Source organism: Bradyrhizobium sp. AZCC 2289 (assembly GCF_036924615.1).
Classification (GTDB): Bacteria; Pseudomonadota; Alphaproteobacteria; order Rhizobiales; family Xanthobacteraceae; genus Bradyrhizobium.
Window position 1 is genome coordinate 2,326,689 of record NZ_JAZHRY010000001.1, and the last position, 16,320, is coordinate 2,343,008.

The 16,320-nt window shown below is 63.1% G+C and carries 8 protein-coding genes; 5 read left to right on the forward strand and 3 right to left on the reverse strand.

The features are described from left to right. Positions 1 to 19 precede the first annotated feature (19 nt). The 3 genes from V1289_RS11375 to malQ all read right to left on the reverse strand — a co-directional run bounded on the left by V1289_RS11375 (position 20) and on the right by malQ (position 4,871). Positions 20 to 1,024: a L,D-transpeptidase family protein gene (locus V1289_RS11375; RefSeq protein WP_334397035.1), complete on the reverse strand. Its 1,005-nt coding sequence runs from the start codon at positions 1,022 to 1,024 to the stop codon at positions 20 to 22. A gap of 75 nt (positions 1,025 to 1,099) precedes the next feature. Further along, positions 1,100 to 2,905: a glycoside hydrolase family 15 protein gene (locus V1289_RS11380; protein ID WP_334397036.1), complete on the reverse strand. Its 1,806-nt coding sequence runs from the start codon at positions 2,903 to 2,905 to the stop codon at positions 1,100 to 1,102. Between the two features lie 19 nt (positions 2,906 to 2,924). Next, on the reverse strand, positions 2,925 to 4,871 hold the full coding sequence (gene malQ / locus V1289_RS11385) for a 4-alpha-glucanotransferase (protein ID WP_334397037.1): 1,947 nt from the start codon (positions 4,869 to 4,871) through the stop codon (positions 2,925 to 2,927). 200 nt (positions 4,872 to 5,071) lie between these two features. Between malQ and V1289_RS11390 the strand changes: the two genes are divergently transcribed. Genes V1289_RS11390 through treZ form a run of 5 tightly spaced genes read left to right on the forward strand, consistent with a single transcriptional unit; the run spans position 5,072 to position 16,317 of the window. Then, on the forward strand, positions 5,072 to 7,021 hold the full coding sequence (locus V1289_RS11390) for an alpha-1,4-glucan--maltose-1-phosphate maltosyltransferase (RefSeq protein ID WP_334397038.1): 1,950 nt from the start codon (positions 5,072 to 5,074) through the stop codon (positions 7,019 to 7,021). Positions 7,022 to 7,031: 10 nt separating this feature from the next. Next, a complete protein-coding gene (treS, locus tag V1289_RS11395) occupies positions 7,032 to 10,337 on the forward strand; it encodes a maltose alpha-D-glucosyltransferase (protein WP_334397039.1) in 3,306 nt (1,101 codons plus the stop codon). Next, entirely contained in the window at positions 10,334 to 12,481 is a 2,148-nt protein-coding gene (gene glgB, locus V1289_RS11400; protein ID WP_334397040.1) for a 1,4-alpha-glucan branching protein GlgB, read from the forward strand. The genes treS and glgB overlap by 4 nt, the downstream gene beginning before the upstream one ends. Positions 12,482 to 12,484: 3 nt before the next feature. Further along, positions 12,485 to 14,560 (forward strand): glycogen debranching protein GlgX, encoded by a 2,076-nt coding sequence (gene glgX / locus V1289_RS11405; protein ID WP_334397041.1) that lies wholly within the window; start codon positions 12,485 to 12,487, stop codon positions 14,558 to 14,560. Next, positions 14,557 to 16,317: a malto-oligosyltrehalose trehalohydrolase gene (gene treZ, locus V1289_RS11410; protein ID WP_334397042.1), complete on the forward strand. Its 1,761-nt coding sequence runs from the start codon at positions 14,557 to 14,559 to the stop codon at positions 16,315 to 16,317. Before glgX ends, treZ begins: the two co-directional genes overlap by 4 nt. The last annotated feature ends 3 nt before the right edge of the window (positions 16,318 to 16,320 follow it).

The following is a 16,320-nucleotide window of genomic DNA, read 5'->3' on the forward strand; positions in this document are numbered from 1 at the left end:
GCACGATATGTTCGGGCCCTCACCTCTGCGCGTTCCTGTCACTCGGCACACCTTCAACGAACTCCACCGGCGTGCCTTTCTTGATATTGCCGGCGAGCCAGGTCGCATCCCAATTGGTTAGCCGGACGCAGCCGTGCGATTCGGATTTGCTGATCTTGGCGGGGTTCGGCGTGCCGTGGATGCCGTAACCCTCGGCCGAAAGTCCGATCCAGTATACTCCCACCGGATTGTTCGGCCCCGGGTTGATGGTGAAGGGTCGCCTGGACCGCACTCCCTTGAACTTGTACTGAGGGTTGTAGCGGTAAGTCGGATTGGCATCGACGGAGACGACTTTCAGGGTCCCGCCCGGCGTAGGCTTCTCCTCGCTGCCGACGGTGGCCGGAAAGACACCGACCAGTGCGCCTTGTGGATCGAATGCCCTGACCGCCTGTCGGGATTTGTCGACCTCTACGCGGCCAATCGTTACCTTGCCTGGCCTGTCGAGGACGTTGGCCACAAAAATGGTGTCGCCGGCCCGGTCGAACTTTTTTCCGGGATTGAGCGCCGACAGCAGTGCTTCGCTCATGTGAAATTTTTCGGCGATGGCTTCCTGCGGACTGGTGTAGCTCAGCGCCTTCAAGTCCTTCATGGCCTCCATCTTCGCTGGAAGCTTTTTCAGAAACGGCCCCTTCACGTCGCCTGCGGCGATCGTGTACTGGGTGATGACGGGATCCTGACCGGTCTGGGTAAGCGTCGTCCAGAACTCCGGCGTAATCGTCTTCTGAAAGGTCAGGCTTTTCGCGTCGGCAAAGGCGCGCAGCGCCTTTTGGGTGTTTTCGGCGAGCTTGCCATCAATTTCGCCGGGAGAGAACAGTGCGCGGTCGAGAAGAATTTGTACCTTGACGATCACCGCGTCCGCTTTGTCTTCGGCCGGAAGCTTGCCGCGGAATTCGGCATTGTTGATTGCGGTCGCATCGAAATTGGCCGGCACCGCGGGGCTCGACAATAAGCACACAAGAGCAGCCGCAACGAACAGGCGAGCCATCCGTCAACCTCCTCGCATTTCCCCAGATAATCGACGATGGACTCACAAGTTCCACGCGACGCGCGATGGATCGAGCTATTTCGACCGCTGCACCGCCGGCTTCTCGGTGGTTTTCATGGCGTCGCTGAGGTTATGCGCGGTGTTGATCAGTGCGATATGCGTCAGCGCCTGCGGGAAATTGCCGGTCTGGCGGCCGGCGCCGGGGTCGAATTCCTCGGCCAGCAGGCCGAGATCATTGGCGACCGCGACCACGCGGTCGAACAGTGCTTGCGCCTTTGCGGTCTCTCCCGCCAGCACATAAGCGTCGGCGAGCCAGAGGCTGCAGGCCAGGAACGCGCCTTCGATCGGCTGCTTTTCGTCGGATACTTCGCGGGGATCGTGCCGCAGCACGAATCCGTCCCGCATCAGATATTTTTCGATCGCGGCCAGCGTGCCGCGAACGCGAGGGTCCGACGGCGGAAGGAACCCGACCGACGGCAGCATCAGGATGCTGGCATCGAGCAGTTTCGAACCGTAGGACTCCACGAACGCGTTTAGTTCAGGATCAAAGCCGTTTTCGCAGGTCTCGCGATGGATGGTATCGCGCAGGGTCCGCCACTTCTCGAGCGGCGCCTTGAATCCGAATTTTTCGGCGCTCTTGATGCCGCGGTCGAAGGCGACCCAGGTCATGACTTTCGACGAGACGTAATGTTTGCCGTCGCCGCGCCGTTCCCAGATGCCGTGGTCCGGCCGATCCCATTCGTCCGCGAGATGCTCGAGCACAGTGCATTCGAGCGCCCAGCTTCCTTCGTCGAGTTGCAGCTTCGCCATCCGTGACTGGTGGAAAGCGTCGATCAGCTCGCCATAGACGTCGAGCTGCAGCTGCGCGTGCGCGGCGTTGCCGACCCGGACCGGCTTTGCTCCTTCGTAACCGGGCAGCCAGCCAGCTTCCCATTCCAGCAGGCGCCGCTGGCCCATGATGCCATACATGATCTGCATGTTGGCCGGCGATCCCGCCACCACCCGCAGCAGCCAATTATGCCAGGCCGCGGCTTCCTCGGTATAGCCGGAGTTCATCAGCGCCAGCAGCGTGAAGGTGGCATCGCGCAGCCAGCAAAAGCGATAATCCCAATTGCGCTGCCCGCCGAGCTTTTCCGGCAGCGAGGTCGTGGGCGCGGCGACGATGCCGCCGGTCGGAGCATAGGTCAGCGCCTTCAGCGTGATCAGCGAGCGCATGACGAGATCGCGATTGGCGCCGTCATAGCTGCAGTGGCTGCGCCATTCGGTCCAGAAATCTTCGGTATCCTGCAAGGCCTGCGCGGGATTGATCGGCTCGGGCACCGGCAGATGGGAGGGTCCGTAGGTGAGGACGAAGGGGACGGTTTCACCCTCGCTTACTTCGAAATCGGCCACCGTGGTCAAATCTTCGCCGCGGGTCTCGACCGGCGTTCGCAACACCGTCATGTCCTGGCCGCAAATCGCAAGCAGCCCGGAACCATCCGGGTTTTTCTTGACCCAGGGAATATCGGTGCCGAAGCCGAACCGGATCACCAGCTGCATCCGCAGCTTCACCCGGCCGCTGATACCGCGCACCAGCCGGACCACGTCGGAGGCCTTGCCGCGCGGCGGCATGAAATCGATCAGGGCAACCACGCCATCGGCGGTCTCGAATCGCGTTTCCAGGATCAGCGTGTTGTCCCGGTAACGCCGCGAGGTCTTTGTGATTTTGCCCGAGGGCGCGATCTGCCAGCGGCCGTTCTTCGATGTGCCGAGCAATGCCGCAAAGCAGGCGTCGGAATCGAACGCCGGCCAGCACAGCCAGTCGATCGATCCGTCGCGGCCGACCAGCGCTGCGGTCTCGCAGTCGCCGATCAGCCCATAATCTTCGATTCGGCACGACACGTTTCAATACCGTTTTAAATCAAATCGAGGCGCGCTCACGCATCGCGCGCTTGAGCGCGTCGATGTCGACGGCGGAGGCAATATGCTCAATCGAGACTGGAAGCCGCCGCCGCCAGTTCGGATGTTCGTCCACAGTGCCGGGGATGTTCGGCTGGTCGATCAGGCCGAGCAGATCCTCCAGCGAGACCGCCAGCATCCTGGATTTGGTTCGCGCCAGGAACTGCAGCACCGAATAGAGATCGTGGTTGTCGATGGCATGGTGACGCAGTACATCGTCCAGCATGGTCAGCGCATGCCAGCGCGCATCGTCGCTCTCCCCCGGATCCATTCCGAGCGAGCGCTTCAGCTTCAGATCGCTGAAGGAGCGCCAGCCGGCATAGGTCGAGAGATCGTGGGTATTGAAGGTGACCAGCGCATTGGCCGCGTAATGGTCGACGCCCCTGAACGGGCCGTGATCCTCGCGCTCGAACATCATCACCAGATAGGACCAGATGCCCCAATCGGCCATCCGCGCGCGAAAGCCCTCCGGCACGGTGCCGAGGTCTTCGCCGATCACGACGCAGCGATGCGCGACGCTTTGCTGCGCGGTCACGGCCAGCAGCGCCTCGAGCGGCATCTGCATATAGACGCCATCAGCCGCACTGAACCCGCGCGGCACGAGGTAGAGCCGCTCCAAGCCCAGCACATGGTCGAGCCGGATCGCACCGGCGTGACGCATCGAGGCGCGCAACATCTCGCGATAGGGCTCAAACGACTGCGATTCCAGCCCGGCGGCATTGAAACCCGCGAGGCCCCAGTCCTGCCCGGCGGGAGCCAGCGGATCCGGCGGCGCGCCGATCCCGAGATGGCGCGAGATCGCCGCCTGCTCGTTCCAGGCATCGAACCCGCCGGATTGCACGCCGACGGCGACGTCGAGATAGAGCCCGACCTTCATGCCGAGCCGGTGCGCGTGATCCTTGCACGCCTGCAATTGCCGGTCGGCGGTCCATTGCACGAATTCGACGAATTCGATTTCCGGCGCGTCGGCGCCGTTGCGCAAGCCGGCGCATCTGGCCTCGTCGGGCTGCCGCCATTGCTCCGGCCATTCCCACCAGGCCTTGTTGAACTTGTGCCGCAGCACCTCGAAGCAGGCGAAGTGCGACAGCAATGGCGCGCGGTCGGCGCGGAATTTTTCAAAATCCTGCTTGCGTTCGGCGTTTGGATTGATTTTGAAGGCGTCGAACGCCGCCCGCAACGCCCGCCATTTCAGCCCGGCCACCGCGACATAATCGACCACGTCGTTGGCCCGCAGATGCGCGAGCACGCCCCTGGCCTGGGGATCGGCGCGGTATTCGGGAAGTTTTTCGACATCGATATAGAGCGCATTGAGGAACAGCCGGCTGTTGGGCGAATACGGGCTGCAATCGCCGGGCCGGTCGTCGAACAGCGCGTGCAGCGGGTTGAGGCCGACGCCGTCGGCACCCAGATGGTGCGCCAATTCGATCAGGCCGTGGAGGTCGGTGAAGTCCCCCATCCCCCAGTTGCGCGCCGAGCGGACGCCATAGAGCTGGACCGCGAGCAGCCAGCAGCGGTCGAAATCCCCGCCAAAGGCCCTTGCCGGCGCCACGATCAGCGGCACATCTTCGGTGAATGAGGACGCATCGGTCAGATTGAGCCGGTGGACACCCGGCGGCAAGTCCTGTGGCCAGACGATAACGTGATCGGAGGTTCTTCCCTCGGCGATAACCTTAGAGCCAGCCACGATTTTCCATTGCAGGGGCAATGTGGCAGCCTGCGACAGTTCGCTGCGCGCGGGCTGGCCGGATCGAACCACGACCGGCTCAGCGAGCAGGCGGCGTGGTGTCTGCGGTGGCAGGGAATCCAGGATGATCTTGAGCGCCGCCGCGTCCGTCACACGGCGATGGCCTTGACCGTCGATAAATTCGGTCTGGATTCCCCGGTTTCTGGCTTGAGCGAAAAGGTCCATTCGGCACGCGCTTTGCACGCAACAACCCAAGAGGCGTCGCGAAATTGTCTAAATACAGGAAGGGGATAGACGATGTTTAACGTTCTGCCCTGCCCGGCGTTCCCCGGGAACCAATGCCCGGCGAGCGGCTTTGTATATAGGCTCGGCGCGTCTCCTTCCTGTGACCGGGACGTCATTTCCACACCAATGGCGGCATCACCGTGAACAAAACTACGCAAACTGTCGAGAGTGCCATCGGCGCTTTCCATATCGAGGATGTTTATCCCTTGATCGATGGCGGCCGTTTTCCGGTCAAACGAATCGTCGGCGAGCGCGTCGAGGTATGGGCCGATGTCTATCGCGACGGGCACGACGTGGTCGCCGCAGCGCTGGTCTGGCGCGGCGAGTTCGACCGGGAATGGCGTCGCGAGCCGATGACCCTCCATAGCAACGACCGCTGGGGCGGTTCTTTCGTCCCGGACGCTCCGGGCCGATATGTCTACGCGATCGAAGCCTGGACCGACGAATTCGCCACCTGGCGCCATGGCTTTGAGCTGAAACAGAAAGCCGGCGCCGACCTCACCCTCGACGCCATCGAGGGCGCGGGCTTGCTCACCAAGGCGCAGGCCGGAGGGCGCGCCGCGGCGGCTGTCATCCTCAAACAATGCGAGGATTATCTGCAGACCGGCGATACCGCGCCGCTGCTCGCCCCCGAACTGAAAGAGGCCATGGCCGAGAGCCAGTTGCGGCCCGACCTTACGCGGTCGCAGCTCTACCCGTTCGTCGCCGACCGGCCGCGGGCACGCAACGGCACCTGGTATGAAATGGTGCCGCGAAGCCAGGGAAAGACGCCCGGCCAGCACGGGACGTTCAGGGATTGCATCGATCGCCTGCCTGACGTCGCGGCGATGGGGTTTGACGTCGTCTATTTCACGCCGATCCACCCGATCGGGAGAGTCAATCGCAAGGGCCGCAACAACGCCGTGGCCGCCGCCGAAGCCGATCCCGGCAGTCCGTATGCCATCGGCGGTGCCGAAGGCGGCCACGACGCCGTGCACCCGGAATTGGGCACGCTGGAAGATTTTCGCGCCTTCGTGGCAGCGTGCAAGCAGCACGACATGGAAGTGGCGCTGGACTTCGCCGTGCAATGCGCACCGGACCATCCATGGCTCAAGCAGCATCCGCAATGGTTCAAGCGCCGGCCGGACGGCTCGATGCGCTATGCAGAAAACCCGCCCAAGAAATACGAGGATATCGTCAATCCCGATTTCTCTTCGGAAGACGCCGGGGCGTTATGGAATGCGCTTCGCGATGTGGTCTTGTTTTGGGTCGATCAGGGCGTAAAAATCTTCCGGGTCGACAACCCCCATACAAAACCGTTCCGGTTCTGGGAGTGGCTGATCCATCAGATCCAGCTGCACCACCCAGACGTCATCTTCCTCGCCGAAGCCTTTACGCGGCCGAAGCTGATGAAGGGTCTGGCGAAACTCGGCTTCACCCAGTCCTATACCTATTTCACCTGGCGCACGCAGCGCTGGGAGTTGGAGCAATATCTGACCGAGCTGACCCGCTATCCCGAGCGCGATTTCTATCGGCCGAATTTCTTCGTCAACACGCCCGATATCCTGCCCTATCATTTGCAGAGCGGCGAGCCCTGGATGTTCAAGTCCCGCGTCGCGCTGGCGGCTATGCTGTCCAGCACCTACGGCCTCTACAACGGTTTTGAACTGCTGGAGCACGAGCCGATCCCGGGCCGCGAGGAGTACCTCGATTCCGATAAATACGAGATCAAGGTGCGGGACTGGGACAGGCCCGGCAACATCAAACCTTATATCCGCGATCTCAACCTCGCCCGCCGCACCAACACGGCGCTGCAGCAGACCAGCAATTTGCGCTTCCTTTCCGTCGAGGACGGCAACGTGATCGGCTTCGTGAAGGAGTCGGTCGACCAGACCAACACGGTTGCGGTCGCCATTGCGCTATCGCGCGACGTCCACGAATTCTGGCTGCCGCTCGGCGACGTCCAGGTCGGCACCGGCAACGACCGCCGGAATGTCGCGGCGGTGGAGAACCTCGTCACCGGCGAGCGTTACCCGATCGAGTGGGGCGGCATCCGCCTGCGGATCGACCCGGCACGCGATCCCGCCGTGCTGTTCCGCTGCCTGGCGTGAGGCAGCGGCCATGAATGTACTGTCATCGATCGACACCAAGGAACTGACCGCAACCGAGACCGCCGACGAGCTCTGGTACAAGGACGCCATCGTCTATCAGCTTCATGTCAAGGCCTTTGCCGACAGCAATAATGACGGCATCGGCGACTTTGCGGGACTGACCGAGAAGCTTCCCTATCTGCAGGAGCTCGGCGTCACCGCATTGTGGCTGTTGCCGTTCTATCCCTCCCCCGGCCGCGACGACGGCTACGACATCGCCGACTATGGCGACATCAATCCCGACTTCGGGACGATGAAGGATTTCAGGCGCTTCATCCAGGAAGCCAAGAAACGCGGCCTGCGCGTCATTACCGAGCTCGTGATCAATCACACCTCCGACCAGCACGACTGGTTCAAGCGCGCCCGCCGCAGCGATCCCAAATCAAGCGCGCGCAACTGGTATGTCTGGAGCGACACCGACCAGAAATACCTGGGCACGCGGATCATCTTCACCGATACCGAAAAGTCGAACTGGACCTGGGATCCCGAAGCCGGCCAGTTCTACTGGCACCGCTTCTTTTCGCACCAGCCGGACCTGAATTTCGACAATCCGCGCGTAGTGAGCGCGCTCGTGCAGGTGATGAAGCGCTGGCTCGATACCGGCGTCGACGGCTTCCGGCTCGACGCCATCCCCTATCTGTGCGAGCGCGACGGCACCAACAACGAGAACCTGCCCGAGACCCACGCCATCATCAAGCGGCTGCGCCGCGAGCTGGACGCCTACGCCAAGGGCAAGCTGCTGCTGGCCGAAGCCAACCAATGGCCGGAGGACGTGCAGGAATATTTCGGCCGCGGCGACGAATGCCACATGGCCTATCATTTCCCGCTGATGCCGCGCATCTACATGGCGATCGCGCAGGAAGACCGCTTTCCGATCACCGACATCCTGCGGCAGACGCCGGATATCCCCGGCAACTGCCAATGGGCGCTGTTCCTGCGCAACCATGACGAGCTGACGCTGGAAATGGTCACCGACGTCGAGCGCGATTACCTGTGGTCGACCTACGCCAACGATCCGCGCGCCCGCATCAATGTCGGCATCCGCCGCCGGCTCGCACCGCTGATGGACAATGACCGCCGCAAGATCGAGCTGATGAACTCGCTCTTGCTGTCGTTCCCGGGCACCCCGATCATCTACTACGGCGACGAGATCGGCATGGGCGACAACATCTATCTCGGCGACCGCAACGGCGTGCGGACACCGATGCAGTGGTCGCCGGATCGCAATGGCGGCTTCTCCCGCGCCGATCCGGCAAGGCTTTATGCTCCGACCATCATGGACCCCGTCTACGGCTATGAGTCCGTGAACGTGGAGGCGCAGTCGCGCAGCCTGTCGTCCCTGCTCAGCTCCACCAAGCGGCTGATCGCGGTGCGCAAATCAACGCAGGCCTTCGGCCGCGGCACGATGACGTTCATCCGCCCGGAAAACCGTTCGGTACTGGCTTACGTCCGCCAGAATCAGGACGAGGTGATCCTCTGCGTCGCCAATCTGTCGCGGTCGGCACAGGCGACCGAGCTCGATCTGTCCGCGTTCCAGGGCCGCATCCCGCTGGAAATGCTGGGCAGGACGCGTTTCCCGACGATCGGCGAATTGCCCTACATGATCACGCTGGCGCCCTACGGCTTCTACTGGTTCCAGCTTCAGGAGCGTGACAAATCCGAACCGGCGGTACCCAGAGCCGTGCCGGAATTCGAAACGCTGGTGGTGCCGCTGAACTCGACATGGGTCTCGCTGGCGCGTACCCGCGGCGTGTTCGAGCGCGACGTCTTGCCGGGCCACCTCGCACGCACACGCTGGTACCCGGAACGTTCGGCGAAAGCGATCCAGCCGACCCTCGTGTCGGCCATCCCCTTCTGCGATATCGGCGACAACCGGCCGTGGCTCGCGTTCTTCGAGACGACGCAGCGTGGCGCGACGACCCGCCATGTCTTGCCGCTGCAGATCGAATGGGTACGCTTCGACCGCGAGCGCTATAACCCGCGCGCCCTCGCCGCGGTTCGTCAGGGCGCGCGCGAGGGAACGCTGCTCGATGTCGCCACCGACCAGATCTTCATCGCGCTGCTGCTGCGCAATCTGCGGCAGTCGCTCATCATCGAGGAAGGCGAACAGGGTTTGCGGCTCGAATTCCAGCCGACCAGCCGTTTCTCCGACAAGCCAATCAGGCAGCCCGAGCGCATCCGCTCCGTCGAGACCGAGCAGTCCAACAGCACGGCGCTGGTCGATGACGACTATGTCGTCAAGATCTATCGAAAATTGGAAGCCGGTATCAACCCCGAGATCGAGATGGGGCGTTTCCTGACCGAGGTCGCGGGCTTCGCCAACACGCCAGCACTGCTCGGCAGCGTTGAACTGGTCGAGGGCGACAGGACAAGCGCGGTCGGGATCGTCCATGCGTTTGTTGCCAATCAGGGCGACGCCTGGACGGTGACCGCGGCCTATCTCGATCGTTTTGTCGACGAGCAGCGCGTGCTGCCGGCAAGCGAACATCCCGGCGAAAGCGAAGAACAGGTGCCCTATCTGCGCTATATGTCGCAAACGGGTCAGCGCGTCGCCGAAATGCATGCCGCGCTCGCGAGCAATAAAGATCTTCCCGATTTCGCGCCAGAGCCGACCCGTCCCGAGGACGTACAACGCTGGATCGGCGATGTCATGGCCCGTGCCGAACGTGTCTTCGATACCCTGATGCATCGGCGCGATACGCTGAAGGAGGCCGATCGTCCGCTGGCGGATCAATTGCTGACCTACCAGTCGACCCTGCCGGATCGCCTGAAGGCGCTGATGCCGCGCGATATCGATGGGCTCAATATCCGTCATCATGGCGATTTCCATCTCGGTCAGATGCTGATCGTCAAGGATGACATCTTCATCATCGACTTCGAAGGCGAGCCGAGGCGCACCATCTCCGAACGCCGGCGCAAGGCGCCCGCGGCGCGGGACGTCGCCGGCCTGATCCGTTCGATCGATTATTCGGCAACCGCCGCCCTTGAGCGCGCGCTAAAAGTAACTCACGATGACGCCGGCAGGCTCGCCGCTGCGCTCGCCGAATGGCGCGACCGGGCAACCGCGGCGTTCCTCGCCGGCTATCGCGAGACCGCGGCCAATCAGCGCCTTTGGCCGGCCAATCCCGACGCTGCCGAGCGATTGCTGAACTTCTTCCTGCTCGAGAAGGCATTCTACGAGATCGAATATGAACTGTCGCACCGGCCGGAATGGCTGCGCGTACCCCTGACCGGAATGCTTCGAATTATGTCGCAACAGCCCCTTGAGGCCTCATGACCAAACTACCCGCCGAGGCCTATGCGATCATCGAAGGCCGCCACTCGGATCCCTTCCATTATCTCGGCCTTCATACCGAGGGGGATCAGAACGTCGTGCGCGCGTTCCTGCCGGAAGCCTCCAACGTGGAAGCGGTCGGCGAGCATGGCGAGACGGCGCCGCTGGCGCGGATCCACGATTCCGGGCTGTTTGCCGGGGCGCTGCCGAACGGCTCGAAGCGTTACCAGTTGCGCGCCCGTTTCGGCGACAAGGTCGTCGATCTCGACGACCCCTACCGCTTTCCGCCGATCTTGGGCGAGTTCGACCTCTATCTGCTCGGCGAAGGCACCCATCAGCGCATCTACGACAAGCTCGGCGCGCATCCGATGACGCTGGACGGCGTCGACGGCGTGGCGTTCGTGGTGCTGGCGCCGAACGCGCGGCGCGTCAGCGTGGTCGGCGATTTCAATTTCTGGAACGCCCGGCGGCACCCGATGCGGGTGCGCGGCGTCGGTTACTGGGAGCTGTTCATCCCGCACGCCCGCGACGGCGATCACTACAAATTCGACATTATCGGCCGCAACGGCCAGCATCTGGCGCTGAAATCCGATCCGCTGGCCTTTGCCGCCGAAGTCCGCCCCAAGACGGCATCGATCGTATTCGACGAGACCAGAATTCCGCATCCGCGCCCCGCGCCTTCGGGCGTCAATGCGCTCGGCGCGCCCGTCTCGATCTACGAGGTCCATCTCGGCTCCTGGCGGCGCAAGGGCAACAATGAATGGCTGAGCTATCGCGATCTCGCCGAACAGCTTCCCGCCTATGTGCGCGATCTCGGCTTCACCCACGTCGAATTCCTCCCCGTCAGCGAACATCCGTTCGACGGCTCCTGGGGCTACCAGCCGACCGGCATGTTTGCTCCGACCAGCCGCTTTGGTGGCCCGGAGGATTTCGCAGCCCTGGTCGACGCCTGCCATCGCGAGGGCATCGCGGTGCTGCTGGACTGGGTGCCCGGGCATTTCCCCGACGATCCGCATGGGCTCGGCCAGTTCGACGGCACCGCGTTGTATGAACATGCCAACCCGCAGCAGGGCCGCCATCTTGACTGGGGTACGCTGATCTACAATTACGGCCGCACCGAAGTCGTGAATTTCCTGGTGTCGAACGCGCTGTTCTGGCTGGAGCGCTACGCCGTCGACGGCCTGCGCGTCGATGCCGTCGCTTCCATGCTTTATCTCGACTACAGCCGGCCGGAAGGCGGCTGGATTCCGAACAAATATGGCGGCCGCGAAAACCTCGAGGCGATCGACTTCCTGCGCCGCTTCAACACCGAGGTATTCGCGCGCTTCCCGCAGGCCACCACGGCGGCGGAAGAATCGACATCCTGGCCGCAGGTGTCGCGCCCGGTCGAATTTGGCGGGCTCGGCTTCGGCTACAAATGGAACATGGGCTGGATGCACGACACGCTGAACTACATCGGCAAGGATCCGATCCACCGCAAGCACCATTACGGCGATATCCTGTTCGGCCTGCACTACGCATTCTCGGAAAATTTCATCCTGCCGCTGTCGCATGACGAGGTCGTGCACGGCAAACGCTCGATCCTCGGCCGCATGCCCGGCGACCAGTGGCAGCGCTTCGCCAATTTGCGGGCCTATTACAGCTTCATGTTCGGCCATCCCGGCAAGAAGCTGATGTTCATGGGCTGCGAGTTCGGCCAGGAGCGCGAGTGGAATCACGATCGTTCGCTGGACTGGCATCTGCTTGAGCAGAAGAAATATGCCGGCATCCACGCCCTGATCCGCGATCTCAACCGGCTGTATCGCGCGCTGCCGGCGCTGCATGAGATGGACTGCGACCAGGGCGGCTTCGAATGGGTGATCACCGACGATGCGGGTGGCAACGTCTTTGCCTGGATCCGCAAGGGCAACGATGCGCGGGCGCGATGCCTCGTGGTGGTGAATTTCTCGCCGAATGTCTATTACGATTACCGCGTCCGCGTGCCGTTTGCCGGCAAGTGGCACGAGGTGTTCAATTCGGACTCCGCGCATTATGGCGGCAGCAATGTCGGCAATATCGGCGAAGTCCGGACCCGGGAAGGCCTCGTGCCCGAACTCGATTTGACAATCCCGCCTCTGGCCGCGATCTTTCTGGTACCGGAGAGCTGATGCATGCGATTGACCGCGGGAACGGCCGCACGCCTCGGCGCAAGCTGGGACGGACGCGGTACCAACTTTGCGCTTTTCTCGGCCAATGCGGAGAAGGTCGAGCTCTGCCTGTTCGACGGCCAGGGCCGCCGCGAGCTCGAGCGCATCGAATTGCCCGAACGGACCGAAGACGTCTGGCACGGCTATCTCAACGACGTCTCGCCCGGACAGCTCTATGGCTATCGCGTCTACGGGCCCTATGCGCCTGAGCACGGCCATCGTTTCAACGCCAACAAACTGCTGCTCGATCCCTACGCCAAGCGGCTTGCCGGGCGGCTGGTGTGGAGCGATGCGCATTTCGCCTATCGCACCGGAAGCCCGCGCGAAGATCTTTCCTTCGACCGCCGCGACAATGCCCGCGGCATGCCGAAGGCGGTCGTGGTGGACGAGACCTTCAACTGGGGCCGCCGCGAAATCCGCCCCAACATTCCCTGGGAAGACACCATTATCTACGAGGCCCACGTCAAGGGCCTGACCCAGAGGCGCGACGACGTGCCGCCGAACCTGCGCGGCACCTATGGCGGGCTCTCCTCGCCCGCGATGATCGATCATCTCCGGCGTCTCGGCGTCACCACCATCGAATTGCTGCCGATCCACGGGCTGATCGACGACCGGGTGCTGGTGGAGAAGAAGCTGTCGAATTACTGGGGCTACAATACGCTGGCGTTCTTCGCGCCGGAGCCGCGTTACGCCCAGGACAACGCGCTCGATTCCTTTCGTACCACGGTCGCGCGGCTGCACGACGCCGGCATCGAGGTGATGCTCGACGTCGTCTATAACCACACCGCCGAGGGCAACCATATGGGCCCGACGCTGTCGTTCCGCGGCATCGACAACGCGTCGTATTACTGGCTGAACCGGGAGAACCCGCGGTACTACGACGACTTCACCGGCTGCGGCAGCTCGGTCAACCTCACCCATCCGCGCGTGCTGCAGATGGTGATGGATTCGCTGCGCTACTGGGTCGAGGTCTGCCACATCGACGGCTTTCGCTTCGATCTCGCCACCACGCTGGCGCGCGGGCCGAACGGTTACGACCGCAATGCCGCCTTCCTCACCGCCGTCCGGCAGGATCCGGTGCTCTCGACGGTGAAGATGGTCGCGGAACCCTGGGACCTCGGCCTGGGCGGCTATCAGGTCGGCGCGTTCCCGTCGCAATGGTCGGAATGGAATGACCGTTATCGTAGCTCCATGCGGCGCTACTGGAGCGGTGAAGGCAGCCTGATCGGCGAAGTGTCGGGCCGCATGACCGCCTCGTCCGACCTGTTTCACCACGACAATCGCGCGCCGCGCGCCGGCATCAATCACATCACCGTCCATGACGGTTTTACGCTGGTGGATCTGTTCAGCTATAACGAGAAACACAATGAAGCCAACGGCGAGGAAAACCGCGACGGCTCCAACGACAATCACAGCAATAATTGCGGCATTGAGGGACCGACCGACGATCCCGAGATCATCGGGTTGCGCCGTCAACTGCGCAAGAACCAGCTCGCGTGTTTGCTGCTGGCACAGGGTACGCCGCTGCTTCTGGCCGGCGATGAGGTCGGCAATTCGCAGTCCGGCAACAACAATCCCTATTGCCAGGATAACGAGGTTGGCTGGGTGGGCTGGGCCAACCTCGGCAAGGACGGCGACGACCTCACGGATTTCATCGCTCAGCTGACCGCGTTGCGGCGCTACTTCAGGCAGATTCGCTGCCAACGTTGGCTCGACGGCCGTCGCGCCGACGGCTCCTACGGCGTGTTGTGGCTGACACCCGCCGCCGAAGAGATGAAGGAATCCGACTGGAATTTCCCGGAAGGCCGCTTTCTCTCCTATGTGCTGGGGCCGATGGAACAAGGTCAGGCGCCGATCTTTATCGTTCTGAATGCAGCGCCCGAAGAGATTCCATTCAAATTGCCCAGGACGACCGGATACAAGAGCTGGCGGCAGGTTCTGAACACCGCCGTCGGCAAACAAATCTCCGCCGATTTCATCGCCGGGGCCGATAGCAAGGCGCCGCCCCGCGCCGTGCTCGCCTTTGCGGGCTCGGTATGAATGCGCGGCAATTCGGCCCGCAGCTGACGAAGGCCGGCACGCTGTTTCGGCTGTGGGCGCCGGCGGCCAAGCGTGTCGATCTGCTGCTGGAGAAGCCTCACGCCCTGATGCGCGGCGAGGATGGCTGGTTCTCCGCCGAGATTGCCGGGGTCGGCGCCGGCACACGCTATAAATTCCGCATCGACGACGAGATCGACGTCCCCGATCCGGCGTCCGGCTTCCAGCCCGAGGATGTCTCGGGCCCGAGCGAGATAATCGATCACGCCGCCTATCGATGGCGGACCACCGACTGGCGCGGACGGCCGTGGCGCGAAGCGGTCGTACTCGAAGCCCATGTCGGCACCTTCACGCCCGAAGGCACCTGCCGCGCCATGATCGACAGGCTCGATCACCTGGTTGCAACCGGCATCACCGCGCTGGAACTGATGCCGCTGGCGGATTTTGCCGGCCGCCGCAACTGGGGGTACGACGGCGTGCTGTGGTACGCATCCGACAGCGCCTATGGCAGCCCCGACGACCTCAAGGCGCTGATCGATGCAGCGCATGCGCGCGGGCTGATGGTGCTGCTCGACGTGGTTTATAATCATTTTGGCCCCGAGGGGAATTATCTCGGCCGCTATGCGCCGGGCTTCTTCACGGACGCGCAGACGCCGTGGGGCAGCGCGATCGATTACCGCGTGGCGCAAGTGCGCGATTTCGCGATCGAGAACGCGCTCTATTGGCTGCGGGAATATCGCTTTGACGGGCTGCGGCTGGACGCCGTGCATGCGATTGCCGAGCTTGGCGAAATCTCGATGCTGCATGATCTCAGCCTCGCAGCAGGGAAACTCGCTGCTGAGACCGGCCGCCACATCCATCTGGTGCTCGAAAACGACGACAATGCCACAAGCCTGCTTGCGCCCTGTGAAGCGACGCCGCATGGCCAATACCGCGCCCAGTGGAACGACGATTACCACCACGCCTGGCATGTGCTGCTGACCGGCGAGAGCCACGCCTATTACCGTGACTATCAGCGCGCTCCGCTCGCCGATATCGCCCGCGCGCTCGGCTCCGGTTTTATCTATCAGGGCGAGGCATCCCTGCATCGCCGCGGACGACCGCGCGGCGAGCCAAGCGGCGGCCTTTCGCCCATTGCCTTCGTCAACTTCCTGCAGAACCACGACCAGATCGGTAACCGCGCGCTCGGCGACCGGCTTGCAAGCACGGTGAGCGCCAGGGCGATTGAAGCGGCGCTTGCGATCACGCTTCTGGCGCCGATGGTGCCGATGCTGTTCATGGGCGAGGAATGGGGCTCGAAGGCGCCGTTTCCGTTCTTCTGCGATTTCCACGGCGACCTTGCGGATGCCGTGCGCCACGGACGCCGCAGGGAGTTCGCCAGCGCCTATGCCAGATATGGCGACGGGATTCCCGACCCGCTCGATCAATCGACGGCCCGGTCGGCGGTGCTGGATTGGGCCGCCCGCGACGGCGAGCCCGGACGGACGCGGCTGGCATTGGTGCGGGAGTTGCTCGCCATCCGCCGTCGCGAAATCGTGCCACGGCTTGCGGGCGCCCGCTTTGGCGAAGCGCATGCGGCCGCCAATGGCTTGCTGACGGCAAACTGGCGCATGGGCGACCGGACCACGCTGCGGCTCGCGGCCAACCTGTCGGAACGCGGCGTCAGCCATGCGTCCCCTCACATGCAGGGAACCCTGCTGTGGGGTAGCGCGTTGAGTGCGAGCATGCCCGCATGGTCGGTGCGCTGGCACATCGGATAGTCA